General features: G+C 62.0%; 12 protein-coding genes. 3 read left to right on the forward strand and 9 right to left on the reverse strand.

From position 1 onward, the window contains the following. Positions 1-27 precede the first annotated feature (27 nt). The 3 genes from ACEXKH_RS05085 to trhA form a co-directional block, all read right to left on the reverse strand. Positions 28-861 carry a cyanophycin synthetase family protein gene (locus ACEXKH_RS05085; protein ID WP_373573316.1) on the reverse strand — a complete coding sequence of 278 codons (834 nt, stop codon included), beginning with the start codon at positions 859-861 and terminating at the stop codon, positions 28-30. Between the two features lie 24 nt (positions 862-885). After that, positions 886-2,259, reverse strand: a complete 1,374-nt coding sequence (locus ACEXKH_RS05090) for a hemolysin family protein (RefSeq protein WP_196031355.1) — start codon at positions 2,257-2,259, stop codon at positions 886-888. Positions 2,260-2,361: 102 nt separating this feature from the next. Continuing rightward, positions 2,362-3,045 (reverse strand): PAQR family membrane homeostasis protein TrhA, encoded by a 684-nt coding sequence (gene trhA, locus ACEXKH_RS05095; RefSeq protein WP_238023162.1) that lies wholly within the window; start codon positions 3,043-3,045, stop codon positions 2,362-2,364. Between the two features lie 186 nt (positions 3,046-3,231). Between trhA and ACEXKH_RS05100 the strand changes: the two genes are divergently transcribed. Next, complete coding sequence (locus tag ACEXKH_RS05100) at positions 3,232-4,197, forward strand: alpha/beta hydrolase (protein ID WP_373573317.1); 966 nt, start codon at positions 3,232-3,234, stop codon at positions 4,195-4,197. Between the two features lie 251 nt (positions 4,198-4,448). Here the strand turns inward: ACEXKH_RS05100 and ACEXKH_RS05105 are convergent, their stop codons facing one another. The 6 genes from ACEXKH_RS05105 to ACEXKH_RS05130 form a co-directional block, all read right to left on the reverse strand. Next, the gene (locus tag ACEXKH_RS05105; RefSeq protein WP_373573318.1) at positions 4,449-5,654 is read right to left on the reverse strand and encodes a DUF362 domain-containing protein; all 1,206 of its coding nucleotides are present in this window, start codon (positions 5,652-5,654) and stop codon (positions 4,449-4,451) included. Positions 5,655-5,944: 290 nt separating this feature from the next. Beyond that, a complete protein-coding gene (locus ACEXKH_RS05110; protein ID WP_373573319.1) occupies positions 5,945-8,611 on the reverse strand; it encodes an ABC transporter permease in 2,667 nt (888 codons plus the stop codon). A gap of 8 nt (positions 8,612-8,619) precedes the next feature. Next, positions 8,620-9,333, reverse strand: a complete 714-nt coding sequence (locus ACEXKH_RS05115; RefSeq protein ID WP_373573320.1) for an ABC transporter ATP-binding protein — start codon at positions 9,331-9,333, stop codon at positions 8,620-8,622. A gap of 275 nt (positions 9,334-9,608) precedes the next feature. After that, on the reverse strand, positions 9,609-10,814 hold the full coding sequence (locus ACEXKH_RS05120) for an ABC transporter permease (RefSeq protein ID WP_373573321.1): 1,206 nt from the start codon (positions 10,812-10,814) through the stop codon (positions 9,609-9,611). Continuing rightward, entirely contained in the window at positions 10,801-11,988 is a 1,188-nt protein-coding gene (locus ACEXKH_RS05125) for an ABC transporter permease (protein WP_373573322.1), read from the reverse strand. Before ACEXKH_RS05125 ends, ACEXKH_RS05120 begins: the two co-directional genes overlap by 14 nt. 9 nt (positions 11,989-11,997) lie before the next feature. After that, on the reverse strand, positions 11,998-12,936 hold the full coding sequence (locus ACEXKH_RS05130) for an ABC transporter ATP-binding protein (RefSeq protein WP_373573323.1): 939 nt from the start codon (positions 12,934-12,936) through the stop codon (positions 11,998-12,000). Between the two features lie 211 nt (positions 12,937-13,147). Here ACEXKH_RS05130 and ACEXKH_RS05135 point away from each other — a divergent pair, with 211 nt between their 5' ends. Beyond that, positions 13,148-14,293, forward strand: a complete 1,146-nt coding sequence (locus ACEXKH_RS05135) for a sensor histidine kinase (RefSeq protein WP_373573324.1) — start codon at positions 13,148-13,150, stop codon at positions 14,291-14,293. Continuing rightward, on the forward strand, positions 14,290-14,919 hold the full coding sequence (locus tag ACEXKH_RS05140; protein WP_373573325.1) for a response regulator: 630 nt from the start codon (positions 14,290-14,292) through the stop codon (positions 14,917-14,919). The genes ACEXKH_RS05135 and ACEXKH_RS05140 overlap by 4 nt, the downstream gene beginning before the upstream one ends. Positions 14,920-15,438 lie beyond the last annotated feature (519 nt).

The raw sequence follows: 15,438 nt of genomic DNA on the forward strand, positions 1-15,438 counted from the left end.
GTACATGATGGTGATAAGCGAGTGAGTCTACTCCTGCGGCATAGCCGGCATGGCGACCGTGGCGGCCGGGTTCTCGCCGGCGCCATCGACGAGCGGCAGGTTGCCCTCGTGCGCCGGGCCGGACGGAGCCGTTGCCGCACCGCCAAAGACGGCCGCGGAGGCCTCGTGGTTCTCGACGGTCGCACCCTCGGTATCGATTGGTATCTGCGGCTCGTCGTCAAAGCTCGGGACGCCTTGGGGCTCCGCAGGCTCGGGCTCGGCAGGCGCCTCGGCAACGGCCTCGGTGTCGGCATCGGCGGGAGCGTCGCCCTCGGGCGCATCCTCGGCCACGTCCTCGCCGTTCGCAGCGGCAACGGCCTCGTGCGGGTCCTTGCCCTCGGCCTCGGCACGCATGCCCAGCACCAGGTTACGCAGGCCTGCGACCGTGCCCTCCACGTCGGGGGCCGGCTGATCGGCATGCAGGTACGCCCAGTCCATCATAAAGGTGGCCGAAGACAGCGCGCCAATGGCCAGCGCATCGTCGGGACACGAAAGCTCAACCTCAAAGACACGCTCGTCATGCTCGCTCACGCGCGTGCGACCGCACGAGATGCTGCCGGCAAGCCCGGTCTCGTTCATGAGCTCGACCGTCACGTGCTCCAGCAGGTGGCAAAGCTCGGTCTGGCCCATGCAGTCCTGGAACTCACGACCCGAATCGCCCAGGCACAGATGCTTGGCAATCGCGGGCACCAGGTAGTACACGCGCGCCGTGGCCTCGATGTCCTCCGAGGTCATGAGCGGCATGCCGGGGTTCACCAGCACGTGCGCGCAAATCTTGTCCTCGCTGACGGTGACCTTAAGGATGTTGAACAGGCCTGCCATAACTCTCCCCTACTCGTCCTTGCCCTACTCGTCGCCATCGTGCGGGTCCACAGAGCCCGCACCCGACGCCGCCGGCTTCTCTGCCGAAGACTCGGAATCCTTCTTATCGGTTTCGGCCGGAGCGATCACGCGAATGAGCGAGATGCGCTGGCCACGCATCGACTGCACCTTGAACTTGTACCCTGCGACCTCAAACACCTCTCCGATGTCGGGCACCGAGTCGCAAAGCTCCAAAATCCAGCCGGCGATGGTCTCATAATCATCGCTTTCCTCGAGCGGCCAACCAAGCTCAATCGCGTCATCGCACGAAAAACGCCCATCGACGAGCCACTCGCGGCGCGAAAGGCGCGTGAGGTACTTGTTGTCGGGGTCGAACTCGTCCTCGATTTCGCCGACGATCTCCTCGACGATGTCCTCGATGGTGATGATGCCGGCCGTGCCGCCGTACTCGTCCACGACGACCACGATCTGGTCGTGCGAGGTCTGCATCTCGGACAGCAACGGCAGGATGTCCTTGGTGTCGGGCACAAAGGTGGCGTCGCGCAGATAATCGGCGATGGGCTGGTCGCCCTTGCCGTCGAGCGCGGGCTGGATCAGGTCCTTGATGTGCGCGATGCCCGCGACGTTGTCGGGATCCTCGTGGTAGACGGGGATGCGGCTGAAGCCGGTCTGGCGCATGGTGGACAGCACGTCGGCGACCGTCTCGTCGTCCTCGCACATGGTGGTGTCCACGCGCGGCACCATGACCTCGCGGGCAACGGTGTCGCCCAGGTCGAAGATCTCGTGGATCATGCGCTTTTCCTCGTCGAGCAGGTCGTCCTGCTCCGAGACCATGTACTTGATCTCTTCCTCCGAGACGTTCTGGCGGTCATCGGCGCTCTTGATGCGCAGGATGCGGGCCAGGCCGTCGGAGCAGGCACCGGTCAGCCACACGAGCGGGCGGGCGATCTTTTGGAACACGGAGAGCGGTCCCACGACCTGCTTGGATACGCCCTCGGCGTTAGCGAGGCCGATGCGCTTGGGTACGAGCTCGCCGATCACGATGGACACAAAGGCGACGGCGACGGTGATGATGACCGGCGCCAGGCCGCGCGCGATGGCGGAAAGCGGCGCGATGCCAAAGCTCATGAGCCACGTGGCAAGCGGGTCGGACAGGCTTGTCGAGGCGACGGCGGACGAGGCAAAGCCCACGAGCGTGATGGCGACCTGGATGGTGGCCAACAGCTGATCGGAGTCGGCGGCGAGCTGGACGGCACGCTCGGCACGCTTATCGCCCTCCTCGGCATCGTGCTCCAACACGGCGCGCTTGGCCGTGGTGAGAGCCATCTCGGACATGGAGAAGTAGCCGTTGATAAGCGTCAGGACGAGCGTGGTAATAAGGGAGATGGTTATGTCCATCGGGAGTTTCTCGAACCTCCAAGATTCGGGACGTCAGGGTAAAACGTTGATGGCGGATACGGCAATTGCGCCGGCGCCCAAACGAGGACGCGGGCGCGGTCGCTAGATTACGAAGAGGATCACCGCCATGAACTGGAAGATGCTGCCGGCGAGCACCCACAAGTGGAAAACACTGTGCAGATAGCGCACGTTTTTGGCGATATAGAACGGCACACCCACGGTATAGCACACGCCGCCGACGGCGAGCAGGGCAAGCGCGACGGGGTTCAGCAGCGCCACGAGCTCGGGCAGCTTAAAGACGACGAGCCAGCCCATCAGCAGGTAGACCAGGCCGCTTACCCAGTGCGGTTGACGCTCGCGCATAAAGCACTCGAGGGCGATGCCGATAATGGCGATGGCCCATACGGCAAAGAACAGCGCAGGGCCGCCGTCGTTTGCAAGCGTGATGAGGCAAAACGGCGTATAACTGCCGGCTATGAGCAGGTAGATGCAGCTGTGGTCGATGATGCGAAACACGCGCTTGGCGCCCGCGGGCTGAATCGCATGGTAGAGCGTGGAGGCTAGGTATTCGAGGATAATACTGACGCCATAGACAATTGCCGCGGCCATGTGGGCTGGGCCTCCGCCGCGCAGGGCGGCGAATACGATCAGGAGCACCAGGCCCGCGATACCCAGCAGGCAGCCGACACCATGGGTGACGGAGTTCATGATCTCCTCGCCCACCGTGTAGTGTGGAACGGCCGCGGTCTTGGGTCGCGGCTTAGAACTGTCGCTCGAATCGGACATGCCGGTTACATCCTCCAACGTAAAGAGTTCTCAACACTATATCAAAGCGTCTGGGTACGTGCGAAATTTGTACCATACGTGACCCTTTGTTTACCCATTCTTTGCTTGTTGACGCATCAACGGCGAACGTCCATAATGCGCTTGCATTAAATGTTGATGTATTAACATCTTATAGGAGAATACTGCATGGCTCAAAACGCACGTTCCCATCGAAAGCTCAAGATAGCCGGCATCGTTGCACTGGTGGTTGTCGTTGCGCTGCTCGGATTTGCCGGCAACTTTTTGTTTGACTTTGCCCTGAACCCCCAAGCGCCGTACACCATGAAGATGATGCAGGATAGCAAGAACGACAAAGAAGGTGAGCAGCCGGATGCCGAGGACACCGAGGCGCGGGCGTGGTTTAAAGAGAATCGCGAGAGCAGCAGCCTCACCGCAGATGACGGAACCGAGCTTGCCGCTTGGTATTTTGCTGCTTCGGAGAGCACGCACGACTACGCCGTCTGCCTGCATGGATATACCAACGAGCCCATCGGTATGGCCCGATACGTCAAGCGATTCCACGACCGCGGCATGAACGTACTCGCACCCGCCGCCCGCGCCCACGAGCGCTCCGGCGGCGACTATATCGGCATGGGCTGGCCCGAGCGGCTAGATGTCGTTGCATGGATTGGGCGGATCGTTCAGGCTGACCCCGAGGCACGCATCTTGGTCTTTGGCGAGTCGATGGGTGCGGCAACCGCCATGAACGTCGCGGGGGAATCTCTGCCCGCAAACGTAAAATGCATTATCGAGGACTGCGGCTATACGAGTGTTTGGGACGAGTTTTCTCTGCAGCTCAAGGACGTGTTCGGCCTGCCCAGCTTTCCCTTGCTCGATGTAGCAAACTTGGTATGCAACGTGCGCGCGGGCTACGACTTTCATAAGGCGAGCAGTGTGGAGCAACTCAAACACGCGACGGTTCCCATGCTGTTTATCCACGGCGACCAGGACACCTTTGTGCCGTACGACATGCTCGACCAAAACTACGACGCGTGCGCCAGCAAGGTCAAGCAAAAGCTCACCATCCATGGCGCCACCCACGCCAAGAGTGCGCAAGTTGACCCCGAGCTCTACTGGAATACGGTCGACGACTTCCTCGACGAGTATTTTTAGGCAAAAAGCAACGTCTGGGGATTTATCTGACCCCCTGTTTTCGGAAGTGCGGGGAAAATCGCGCGAAGCCCGACCAGACCGCAGTTTTACCAACGATTTATCAGGGGTTTTGTTGCCAAAAAACGGTTTGTGGTCGGCGGTATTCGATTTTTCACCGCACTTCCGAAAAGCCGCCCGTGGGCGCTGTGCTCACGGGCGGCTTTTGCTAACGTTGCGCTACAAATGCGCTTGTTTTGTCCAATAGCTAGGCGCTACTTGACCTCGATGAGCTCGTACTCGCTCGTGCCCAGGCCGATCTTCTCGGCATGCGCGATGCACGCGCGCCAGTCGGTGTCGGGATGCGTGATGCAGAAGGGGTCGTGCGCCTGCTCGCCCTCCAGATGCTCGTGGTTGTGCTCCATCTTGGCCGCGCTATCGGTGAGCTCGGTGTTGGGCAGCGGCTCGGACGCCATGACGGCGTCGGCGCAGGCCTGATCGATGGCGACCGGGTCGAAGCTCGCGAACATGCCGATGTCGTTGACGATAGGCGTATCGTTTTCGGGATGACAATCGCAGTTGGGGCTGATGTCCATAGCAAGCGAGATATGGAAGCTCGGGCGGCCGTCGACGACAGCCTTCGTGTACTCGGCGATCTTGCAGTTGAGCACATCGGCCGCGGCGTCATAGCCGGGCTTGATGCAGTCCTGGTTGCATGCCGCAATGCAGCGGCCGCAGCCCACGCAGCGATCGTGGTCGATGGCAGCCACGCGAACCGTGCGGGTGTTACCGTTGGCAAGCTCGCGCTCGCGGGTGTCGTCAAACGAGATGGCGTTATGCGCGCAGATCTTTTCGCAGGCACGGCAGCCAACGCAGTGCTCGGTCGCGACATTCGGCTTGCCGGCGGCATGCTGTTCCATCTTGCCGGCACGGCTGCCGCCGCCCATGCCCAGGTTCTTCATGGCGCCGCCAAAACCGGCCTGCTCATGGCCCTTAAAGTGGGTGAGGCTGATCACGATATCGGCGTCCATGAGTGCCTGACCGATCTTGGCCTCGTGCACGTACTCACCACCCTCGACCGGGACAAGTGCCTCGTCGGTACCCTTGAGGCCGTCGGCGATGATGATCTGGCAGCCCGTGGCATACGGGGTAAAGCCGTTCTGGTAGGCGGTGTCGATGTGCTCGAGCGCGTTTTTGCGGCTACCCACATAGAGCGTGTTGCAGTCGGTGAGGAAGGGCTTGCCGCCCAGCTCCTTCACGACATCCGCGACGGCGCGGGCGTAGTTGGGGCGCAAAAAGCTCAGGTTGCCCAACTCGCCAAAGTGAATCTTGATGGCGACGAACTTGTTCTCAAAGTCGATCTGCTCAATACCGGCGCGACGGATGAGGCGCTTGAGCTTGTCGAGCTGGCTCTCGCGAGCATGCGTGCGCAGGTTGGTGAAGTACACCTTAGCGGGTGCTGCGGGTGCAGTTGCGGTCATAGATATATCCCCTCGGTCTATATGGCGTTACAGACATAGAGGATAGTACCCGTTGAAGTAGGGTCGAAGTCAAGCGCGGCACCTAGTCATTGGGGACAGACTTAAATGACTGAAACCACTCATTGGGGACAGACTTAAATGAGTGCCTCGCCACCTGGCAGCTAGGGACGTTCCTTTCCTGCCGGCAGTTAGGGACAGTCCTTGCCAACCCGACCGGCAGACCGGCGAATCGGCAAAGACTATCCCCGATGACTAGTCATTTAAGAACGTCCCCAATGACCAATAAGGGGCTACTCCTGCACCTTGAGAGCTTCGGCCAGGCTGACGCGCTTGATAGAGCGCGTGTGTAGCAGCGCCACGATCAGGTAGGTCGCAAAGCCAATGCCGACGCATGCAGCCATGGACCAAGCGGGCACGTAGATCTCGATATTTCCGTTGTAGGCGAGCAGCATCGAGCGGAAGATGGCCGTGAGCGAGCCAATAATGACCGGCAGGCTCAGCACAAGCGACGCCGCCACGCACAGTGTGATCGACCGGATGTACAGATGCGAGATCTCGCCATCGCGATAGCCAAAGACCTTCATGTAGCTAATCGACCGGGCGCTATGGTCGATCACAGCCTTAGTCAGCAGGTACATAAACAGCAGGAAGATAAACACCGCGAGCCCAACCATCATGCCGATCATTTTGCTCATCATGCCTATAAACTGGTCGCCCACGGCGCGCATGTCGTCGGGCGTGATGTCACCGGCAAAGTAACGAGCATCGAAGTCGAGCTTCTCGTCGCTCACATAGCCGTTAAAGTAGGCGGCGTCGTTGTCGAACAGCTCGTTAAAGTCGTCGATGCTCATATAGATATTCATGTCCGACTTTGAGCCCCAGGCACAATCCTTGCCCGCGTACTCAAGAGAATAATGCTCGCCCTCGTACTTGTCGCTGAGTGTGACCTTCTGGCCCTCGCTCCAGCCAAACTTATCGAGCAGACCGCCGCCAAAGACGACGCGTCCGTCGCTGACGTTGAGGTCTTTCCAGTAGCGCGAATCGGGCGAGATGCCGTAGACGGAAATCGTCTCCTGCCCATTACCATCGCCGCGGTCGTATTGCAGCTGGTAAACGGCGTATTTCTCGGCCTGTGCGATTGCGCCTGCACCGTTGTCGATTGTATTGACCGGGTGGATATCGTCGTTGTCAGTGTCGATCTTAGAGGCCTTGTCAATCAGGTCGATAGCCTCGTCGCGGTTGCAGCCGAGGGCATCGGCAAGGTCGTCAAGGCGCGCGTAGAGCGCATCCTTCTTGTCCTGGACCTTGGCAAGCGCATCCCGCGCTGCAGTCAGGCTCTCGGCAGACGGAGATGCGTTCGCGGCATCGGCTGCCGTCTGCGCCGCATCGGCCGCGTCGTCAAGCTCGTCATCGGCATCCTGGGCGGCAGAAAGCAGCGCGCCGTCAACCGACTGCAAGCGCTCGAGCGCCGACCACTGCTCACGCTCCTCGGCAGTGCCCCCGAGCTCCAGCGGCGCCTTGAGCGTGTACTGGTGCTCGGCGACCAGGCTCGTCTCGAGGTTGTCCGCATAGTGCGTCATCGTGGGCAGGATCGCCAGGCCAAAGAGCAGCAGCAGCGACCCAAACGCAATGCCCACGAAGAGCGTGGCAAAGTTGCCCAGGTTGCGCAGGAAGATACGCAGGCGGAAGCGCGAGACAAAGCCCATGCGCTCCGGCAGCTGCAGGCCGCGCTTGGTGCCCGATTTGCCGCTCGCCTCGTGGCGAAGGAACTGCAACGGCGTCTTGCCCATCTTGCGAAGCAGGCCTACCAGCGTGATGAGGATGAGCGCGGCGGCGGGGACCACGGCGCACTTCACAAAGATCTCCCAGCTCCAGTACACCTGGAAGGGCGGCAGGCTGTACGAGCCGTAGTAGAGACCGCGCATGGGCTCGGTAAAGAACGCAACGCCGAGCGCGGTGCCCAAAAGTGCCGCGAGCACGCCCACGATGGCGGGAAGTGCCAGGTAGTGCAGCACGATCTCGCGGCGGCGATAGCCGCTGGCGAGCAGCGTGCCGATGATGGCGCTCTCCTCCTCGATAGTGGCGTCGGTGAGCACCACAAAGACAAACGCCATGATCACGATGATGATGTCGAGCAACGTCATCCACATCATGGAGTCGCCGTCCACGTCATCGCGCGCATAGCCAATGCCCTGGTTGGAGTCGGCATCGATCAGATCGTCCACGCGCGCATCGGCATCGGTCAGCGCCTCGACCATATCCTGCTCCGCATCGATGCGATCCGCGGTGGGGAGGTCGCGATCGGCAAAGGTGAAGGAGTAGGTGCAGGCAGGCGCGCCGCCGGCATCCTCGAGCGCGGCAAAGCCGGCGTCGGTGACCTCGGCCACGCCGTACGTGATGGTGTTCACCGTAAAGTCCGAATTGTTGAGGAACAGCGCCTGGCTATCGGGCTGGGTCATGATGCCGCAGATGGTGTAGGTGCGGCCCTCAAGCTCGACCTTATCGCCCACGGCGAGGTCGTTGTTGGTGGCGAAGACACGGTCGATTGCCACCTCATCGTCCGCCCTGGGCTGCTTGCCTTCGCAGTAGGACGCAATGTCAACCTTAGTGCGATGCACGTAGGTGCGCAGGGTGCGCTTGGTGCCGTCGTCGCCGGCGGTCTTTTTGATGATGGCGTCGATGGAGAAATTCTTGTAGAGCGTGACGCCACCGACGTCGCCGGCTGCATCCTCGGCGGCCTTGAGCTGGTCTTTGGTAGCCTCGAAGGAGGTGGTCACGCGGCCGTCCTCAATCGTGTACTCGTCGCGCATGTCGTCGATGAGGCAGCCGATGGAATGCGCCGCGAGCAAAAAGCCCGAGGTAAGGGCGATGCTTCCGCACATAAGCAAAAAGATGCCCAGGTACTTGCCGATATTGCGGCGCAGCTCGCGCGGGAGACGTTTTGCGAGAGGTGTCATGGCGTCGCCTACCAATCGAGATCGGCGGCCGCGATGGGCGACTCGTTGAGCTCATCCTCGACGATGTGCCCGTCGCGCAGGCGCAGCACGCGATTGGCCATGCGCGCGATAGCGGCATTGTGGGTGACGATGATGATGGTGCAGCCGTAGGTGCGGTTGACATCCTCCATGAGCTGCAAGATTTCCTTGGACGTCTTGTAGTCAAGCGCGCCCGTGGGCTCGTCGCACAGCAGCAGGCCCGGGTTTTTGACGAGCGCACGACCGATGGCGCAGCGCTGCTGTTGGCCGCCCGAGACCTGGCGCGGGAACTTGTTGCGGTGCTCGTAGAGGCCCAGCGAACGCAGCAGGTCGTCGACATTGAGCGGGTTTTTGGACAGGTGTGCCGTGACCTCGATGTTCTCCTTGATGGTAAGGTCGGACACCAGGTTGTAGAACTGGAAGACAAAGCCCAGCTCGCGGCGGCGGTACTCGCCCAGATCGGCAGGCTTGAGCACCGTGAGGTCGCAGCCGTCCACCATGATGGAGCCGCCGTCGGCATCCTCCAGGCCGCCAATGAGGTTGAGAAAGGTCGACTTGCCCGAGCCCGAGGGCCCCAGCATGACGCAGATCTCGCCGCGGTTGATGGACGTGTCGATGCCATCGAGTACCGTCAGGCGCGCATCACCGTCGCCATAGTGTTTCTTGAGCCCTTTGACCTGGACATAGGCTTTCTGCGCTGCCATGCTATCCCCCGTTGTTAGCCTTCTGCTACTTTTCTAGGGTAATAGTAAACCCAGGTGAACTATTTTTAAGCGACAGGCGCGACTTTTTTTCCAACCCACTCATTGGGGACAGACTTAAATGAGTGAAATCGCTCATTTAAGTCTGTCCCCAATGAGTGGTCCCCAAAGGCCGGCATATTGGGACAGTCCTTGCCAGCCCGGCCGGCGAGCCGGCGAATCGGCAAAGACTGTCCCCAGCGACCAGTCGTTTAAGAACGTCCCCAATGACTAGGCGGTTAGGCGTGGGATTTGTTGTGGGCGAGGGCTAGGCCTACGGCGGCGATGGCGGCGGCGAAGAGCACCGTGACGCCCAGATCGCAGGCGATGTCGCCCAGCACGGTGGACGTCAGGTCCGCGGCGAGCGCCTTGCCGATCGCGTCGTTCACCCAAAACGTCGGCACAAAGTGCGCCGCCGTCTGCACGACCGGACCCATCAGCGACAATGGCATCCAGGCGCCGCCCAAAAACGTCATGAGCATGCCGAGCAGGTTGCCCACACCGTTGAGCAGCTCCTCGCGCGCGCCCAGGCTCGACAGCGTAAAGCCAACGGCCAGCGGCGTGCACGCCAGGGCAAACGTTGCCGCCAGCGCCAGGCACACACGACCCACGCCGACCTCGGCGACCGCACCGGCAAAGCTCACAACGCCCATCATGCTCGACACAAACCAGATGCAGACGGTGAGCACCGCGGCAGCCGCGAACACAGCAAGCGAGCGCTGGCGCTCGGAGACCGGGCCGGCCTCCATGCGGCGCACGCGCTCGGGCTCGTTCATGCCCGAAAACACCAGTCCCACCGACACGATGACCGACGAGATAATCGCGTACGCGCCAAAGTTGAAGTACGACTCGAGCGTGGCAGCGGCAGTCGAGTCGACCTTGATCTGCTCAATCTCGACCTCCGCGCGCTTTGCGGCAGCGTGCTCGGCGGCCTTGGCGACGTCACCGTTGGAGACAGCTGGCTCAAGTGCCGCCGCAGCACCCGCGAGCGAGATCCAGCGCGAGGCCTCGGCAGACGAGAGCGCCGCCGCCATGGTGCCGGAGCCGTACGTCACGTCGAGTTTGGGCAGGGCCTCCCCCGCACGGGCGGCCGCAACAAGGTCGTCCTCAAACCCCTCCGGGATAAAGAACACGCAGTCGGCGCTGCCCTTGGCGCTGTTGCTCTTGGCGAGCGCATCCGCAAGGTCGTACGTATCGTCACCAACGCCCGTGACCAGGTCAAAGCGTGAGCCCAGGTGCTTGGTAAGCGCCCGCGAAAGGTCGCTATTGTCGCGGTCGACCACGATCACGTTGGTGTCGTAGGGCTCGTACTCGGTAAGCTGCGACGAGTTCCAGCTCACCGAGGCCGCGATGAATACGCCCATGAGCGAGATGAACACCGTATAGATGAGCAGGTAGAACGGGTGCGCCAGCGCCATGCGAAGCGCGGTCTTAAAGGTGCTCATAGCGGCTCCTTCCAAAGATCAGCGTAGCGGCGGCGACAAACACCAGGGCCATCAGGACGAGCGCGCCGGCGCGGACGGCGAAGGGCCCCAGGTCCTCAAAGAAATACAGGCGATTGAACATGTCGCAGATGAGCTTGACGGGGTTGAGCCAGCACTCGGCCGGGCAGGCGCGGGCGACATCGTCGGCAAGTGCCATCGCCGGCTCGCCGTAGAGCCCGGCAAACAGGGCACACGTGGTGGCAAAGCCCGTGAGGATGCCCGACTTGGACGCCTTGCCGCCCTTAACGGGAAGCGTGCCCACAAAGAGCCCCAAGCCCGTGGCGGCAAGCGCGGATGCAGCACCGCCCAGCAGGCACAGCCCCTCGCGCCCGCCAAAGTCAACGCCAACGACTAGGCGCACGTAGCTAATCGCGACCGCCATCGAGGCAAAGGAAACCAGCCACGAGCCGACAAAGATGCCGGCTAGCGACGCCGTCTTGGAAAGACCGCCCACACAGCGACGCGCACCAAGGCCCGACAGATTGGGCTGCAGATCGACGACGCTCAAGGCGGCAAACTCGGCAGACATCATCGCGACCAGGCCAAAGAGCGCGTAGTAGTAGACGACCGTACCATCGGGCGTGGTGCGTGTCAGACTTACGCGGCGGGTGCCACCCTCGAGCGACAGGGCGCGCGCAACCGCCTCCGGGTCGGCGAGCGCCGCCGGGTTGTCTTGGGCAATCTGGGACATGAGCTCGGCATTTTGTGTATACGAGCTTGCCACCGTCTCCAAAATGCTGCGGTCGGTGAGCACCGTCGACGCACGCGAGCTGTCATAGCTCGAAAGCAATGTGAGTTTGGGCGTGCCCGCGGTATCCACCGTGTAAATGCCCGCGACTTCGCCGGCCTTGAGCGCTTTGCGCGCGGCAGCCAAGTCTTCGTACTCGCTCACATCGAGCAGCTGGTCGTCGCCTTCCTTGGCAAGCGAAGCCGCCACGTCCTTAAAGGTCGAGGCGTCCCAGGCCTCGTCCGCCACGACGGCAACCGGCACCGGGTCGACCGTGCCGTCGGAGCTCAGATTCGCAAACATAAACATGAACATCGTGGAGAGCGCGACGGGAAAGATCGCGCCCCAAACCCACGTGCTCGGCCGGCGCAGCAGCGTCTTGACCGTAATGACAATGGTGTTGAACATGGCCGCCCCCTAGTCGCGCAGCTCGCGGCCGGTGATCTCGAGGAACACGTCGTTGAGGGTCGGCGGCTCGCTCCACACGCGGCCGAGCGCCACGTCGGCGGCGCGCAATGTGTCGAGGATGTCGACCAGGTTGTGCGGACTCGCCTCGCAGGTGCAGACGAGTTCGCCGCCGGACAGCTCGACGCTGAGCACGTGCTCGAGGGCGCGCAGCCGCTCGACCGTGGCGGGCTCGACGGCGCCGACCTCGACGGTCACGCGCTCGCCCATCTGGATCATGCGCTTGAGCTCGTCGTTGGTGCCCTGCGCCAGCACGCGGCCGCCGTCCATGATCATGATGCGACTGCAGATCTGCTCGACTTCCTCCATGTAATGGCTGGTATACACCACCGTGGCGCCCTCGTCGCGCAGGCGGCAGATGCCCTCCAGGATGGCGTTGCGGCTCTGCGGGTCGACCGCCACCGTGGGCTCGTCAAAGAAGATGAGCTCGGGCTTGTGCGCGATGCCGCAGGCAATGTTGAGGCGACGCGCCAGACCGCCCGAGAGCTTGCCGGGGCGGAACTTGGTAAAGTCGCCCAGACCGACGAAGTCGATCGCCTCGTCCACGAGCGCACGGCGGCGCTTGCGGTCGTTGACGTAGAGGCTACAGAAATAGTCGATGTTCTCGCGCACGGTGAGCTCGTCGAACACCGCCACCTGCTGCGGCACCACGCCGATGCGGCGCTTGAGGTCGTAACGCATGGGCGTCATGGGCTCGCCGAACAGCTCGATGGTGCCTTTGTCGTAGGAAAGCAGCTGCAAAATGCAGTTGATGGACGTGGTCTTGCCCGAGCCATTGGGGCCGAGCAGGCCAAAGATCTCGCCGGGGGCGATGCTCAGATTAAAGTGGTCGAGCGCAATAAGGTCGTCGTAGCGCTTGACGAGGTTTTCGACATGGACGATGTCTGTCATGAGGCGGCCCTTCTGTTGGTCGTGGCCCGGTACGATTTCATCATCGCAGGAGCGGGCGGCGCGCACCAGTGAGCTTTGTCACGAGTGCGGGGGGGGCGGAGGCGAAACCCCCGCTCGCGCGAGCGATCGACGCCGATTTGCCGCGCGGGAGGAATGTCACGGTTGCGCAGGCGGCCCCTCCACCACGCGCGGCTTCGCGTACAATACCCGTATGAACAGGCTTTTCGACAAATCGATCGTGCTGGCGTGCTGCATCGCAGCTGCCGTGGGCCTTGCTGTCGACGCTCGCCTGGTCGCGGCGTTTTGCCTTGGCGTTATTACCACCTCGCTGGCCGAGCTCGCGCAGGGAGAGCGCGCCCGTCGCGCCAGCGAGGCCGCGAGCTACGTTTACATCATCGCGGCCGTCTTCGTGCCGCCGTTTGTGCCGTTTGCGCCCCTCGCCCTCTATGACATCGCGCGACGCGTGCGCCGCGAGCACGCCTGGGTCGCGCTGGGCATTGGCGTCGCCTTTGTCTTTGCGCTCGTCGCGGACTTTCGCACCGACGCGCTCACCGCACGAACGCTCCTGCTGACCGCCATCCTTTCGGTTGCCGCCACCTTGTTGTCGCTACGTACCGCCCAGCTAGAGCGCGAGCAGCAGCGCATGCGCCGTACCCGCGATGAGCTGCAAGAACGAGCCCTCGCGCTCGAAGCGCGCAACCGCGATCTTGCCGACCGCCAGGACTACGAGGTCGAACTCGCGACACTCGCCGAACGTGCCCGCATCGCGCGCGAGATCCACGATAGTGTCGGCCACCAACTTACACGTGCCTCGCTGCAGACCGAGGCCCTGCGCATAGTCCACGCCGATGAACCCGGCGTCGCCGCCGATTTCGCCGACGTCAAGCGCACCGTTGACGAGGCGCTCCAACTTGTGCGCACCAGCGTCCACGCGCTCAACGACAACGCCGTCGACCTTTCCGTGCAGCTCGAACGCATTGTTGAAGGCGCACGCTCGGACGGCGGCCCGCAGATTGAGCTTGAAGTTATGACCGAACATGCGCCCGCAAACGTCGCGAACTGCTTTGCGGCGGTCCTGCGCGAGGCGCTATCCAACACCATGCGCCACGCTTGCGCCCATGCTGTCACCGTGCGATGCATGGAGCATCCGTCGTTTTACCAGCTCATCGTTACCGACGATGGCAATGGCGGGACCCGGACAGGTGGTCGCGGCGTCGCCGAGGGCATGGGGCTCGGCTCCATGCGCGAGCGCATCGAGGCGCTTGGCGGCACCTTTACCGCCGGCCCGCGCGCCGGCGTCGGCGGCTGGTGCGTGTTTGCCACCGTTCCCAAACAGCAAGGAGATGAGAGCCGATGAGGCTCATTGTTGTCGACGACGACCGCTTGGTGGTCGATTCGCTCAAGATTATCCTGGGCGCCCAGCCACAGATCGAAGTGGTGGGCACCGGTGCCAACGGCAACGACGCGGTGGCGCTCTACGCCGAACACGCACCCGATATCGCACTGCTCGACATCCAGATGCCGGGGCGTGACGGACTTTCGGCGGCACGCGAGATCCTTGAGCGCGACCCTGCGGCGCGCGTGGTGTTTCTGACGACATTCTCGGATGACGAGTACATTGTGTCGGCGCTCAAACTGGGTGCCCGCGGCTACCTGATCAAAACCGATGTCGCCGCCATTCCGCCGGCATTGGCGCAGGTCATGGACAATAAACGCGTGCTCGAGGGCAAGGCGATCGAGGACATCGATTTTGACGGAACGAGCGTTGAGGCGGGCACGCCCCGCCGGCCTGCGGCCTTCGCCAGCCTAACCGACCGCGAGTTCGAAGTCGCCGAGCTCATCGCCCGCGGTCTCGACAACAAGGAGATTGCCGCCACCGCCTATATGGGCGAAGGCACCGTGCGCAACCACATCAGCTCGATCCTAGCCAAAATGAGCCTGCGCAACCGCACGCAGATCGCCATCGCCTACCTGCGAGGGTAATTACCCAACTGCCAACCACTCCCGCATAGCAAAATGGCTGCTACAGATTTAATACCATTTCAAAACTATGTCGGTTTACTACGATGAATCGCCCACTTTCGACCACGGCAAATTGCGCGCTTACAAAACCGCAGGTAGAACGCTTTCGATATTTAGAAAAATGCAGTCATGGTCGGGAATGTCGAATTCGTCGTAGTAAACCGGCATAGTTTTGTTCGGGCGGCCCTGCACGAGTGCCTCCGCAAGCCTCGCGGGACCAAAATGATCCATTTTCTTCCACCCGCGGAAACCGGCTGACAGCGCCCGCCACGAAATCGGCCCATCTACTACGTTTGACTCGATACCCCCAACCATGCCCCCGTTTTCCAGAAAACCGCAGGCGTTCTACCTGCGTTTTTGTTTTCGCGTTTTTTGGCATGGTTGGGGGTAAGGGGATAAACGTAGTAGATGGGCCGGTTTCGTGGCAAGCCCTTCTCGCCCACGCACAAAAGCGCCGCCACGGAGGAGGGAGATACCTCC

Origin of the sequence: Collinsella aerofaciens ATCC 25986, assembly GCF_964259375.1 — a bacterium.
Classification (GTDB): domain Bacteria; phylum Actinomycetota; class Coriobacteriia; order Coriobacteriales; family Coriobacteriaceae; genus Collinsella; species Collinsella aerofaciens_BO.

What these genes read in the sequence shown, in the direction of transcription:
- ACEXKH_RS05085 (WP_373573316.1), bottom strand. Translation starts at nt 861, where the DNA reads ATGGCAGGCCTGTTCAACATCCTTAAGGTCACCGTCAGCGAGGACAAG.
- ACEXKH_RS05090 (WP_196031355.1), bottom strand. Translation starts at nt 2,259, where the DNA reads ATGGACATAACCATCTCCCTTATTACCACGCTCGTCCTGACGCTTATC.
- trhA (WP_238023162.1), bottom strand. Translation starts at nt 3,045, where the DNA reads ATGTCCGATTCGAGCGACAGTTCTAAGCCGCGACCCAAGACCGCGGCC.
- ACEXKH_RS05100 (WP_373573317.1), top strand. Translation starts at nt 3,232, where the DNA reads ATGGCTCAAAACGCACGTTCCCATCGAAAGCTCAAGATAGCCGGCATC.
- ACEXKH_RS05105 (WP_373573318.1), bottom strand. Translation starts at nt 5,654, where the DNA reads ATGACCGCAACTGCACCCGCAGCACCCGCTAAGGTGTACTTCACCAAC.
- ACEXKH_RS05110 (WP_373573319.1), bottom strand. Translation starts at nt 8,611, where the DNA reads ATGACACCTCTCGCAAAACGTCTCCCGCGCGAGCTGCGCCGCAATATC.
- ACEXKH_RS05115 (WP_373573320.1), bottom strand. Translation starts at nt 9,333, where the DNA reads ATGGCAGCGCAGAAAGCCTATGTCCAGGTCAAAGGGCTCAAGAAACAC.
- ACEXKH_RS05120 (WP_373573321.1), bottom strand. Translation starts at nt 10,814, where the DNA reads ATGAGCACCTTTAAGACCGCGCTTCGCATGGCGCTGGCGCACCCGTTC.
- ACEXKH_RS05125 (WP_373573322.1), bottom strand. Translation starts at nt 11,988, where the DNA reads ATGTTCAACACCATTGTCATTACGGTCAAGACGCTGCTGCGCCGGCCG.
- ACEXKH_RS05130 (WP_373573323.1), bottom strand. Translation starts at nt 12,936, where the DNA reads ATGACAGACATCGTCCATGTCGAAAACCTCGTCAAGCGCTACGACGAC.
- ACEXKH_RS05135 (WP_373573324.1), top strand. Translation starts at nt 13,148, where the DNA reads ATGAACAGGCTTTTCGACAAATCGATCGTGCTGGCGTGCTGCATCGCA.
- ACEXKH_RS05140 (WP_373573325.1), top strand. Translation starts at nt 14,290, where the DNA reads ATGAGGCTCATTGTTGTCGACGACGACCGCTTGGTGGTCGATTCGCTC.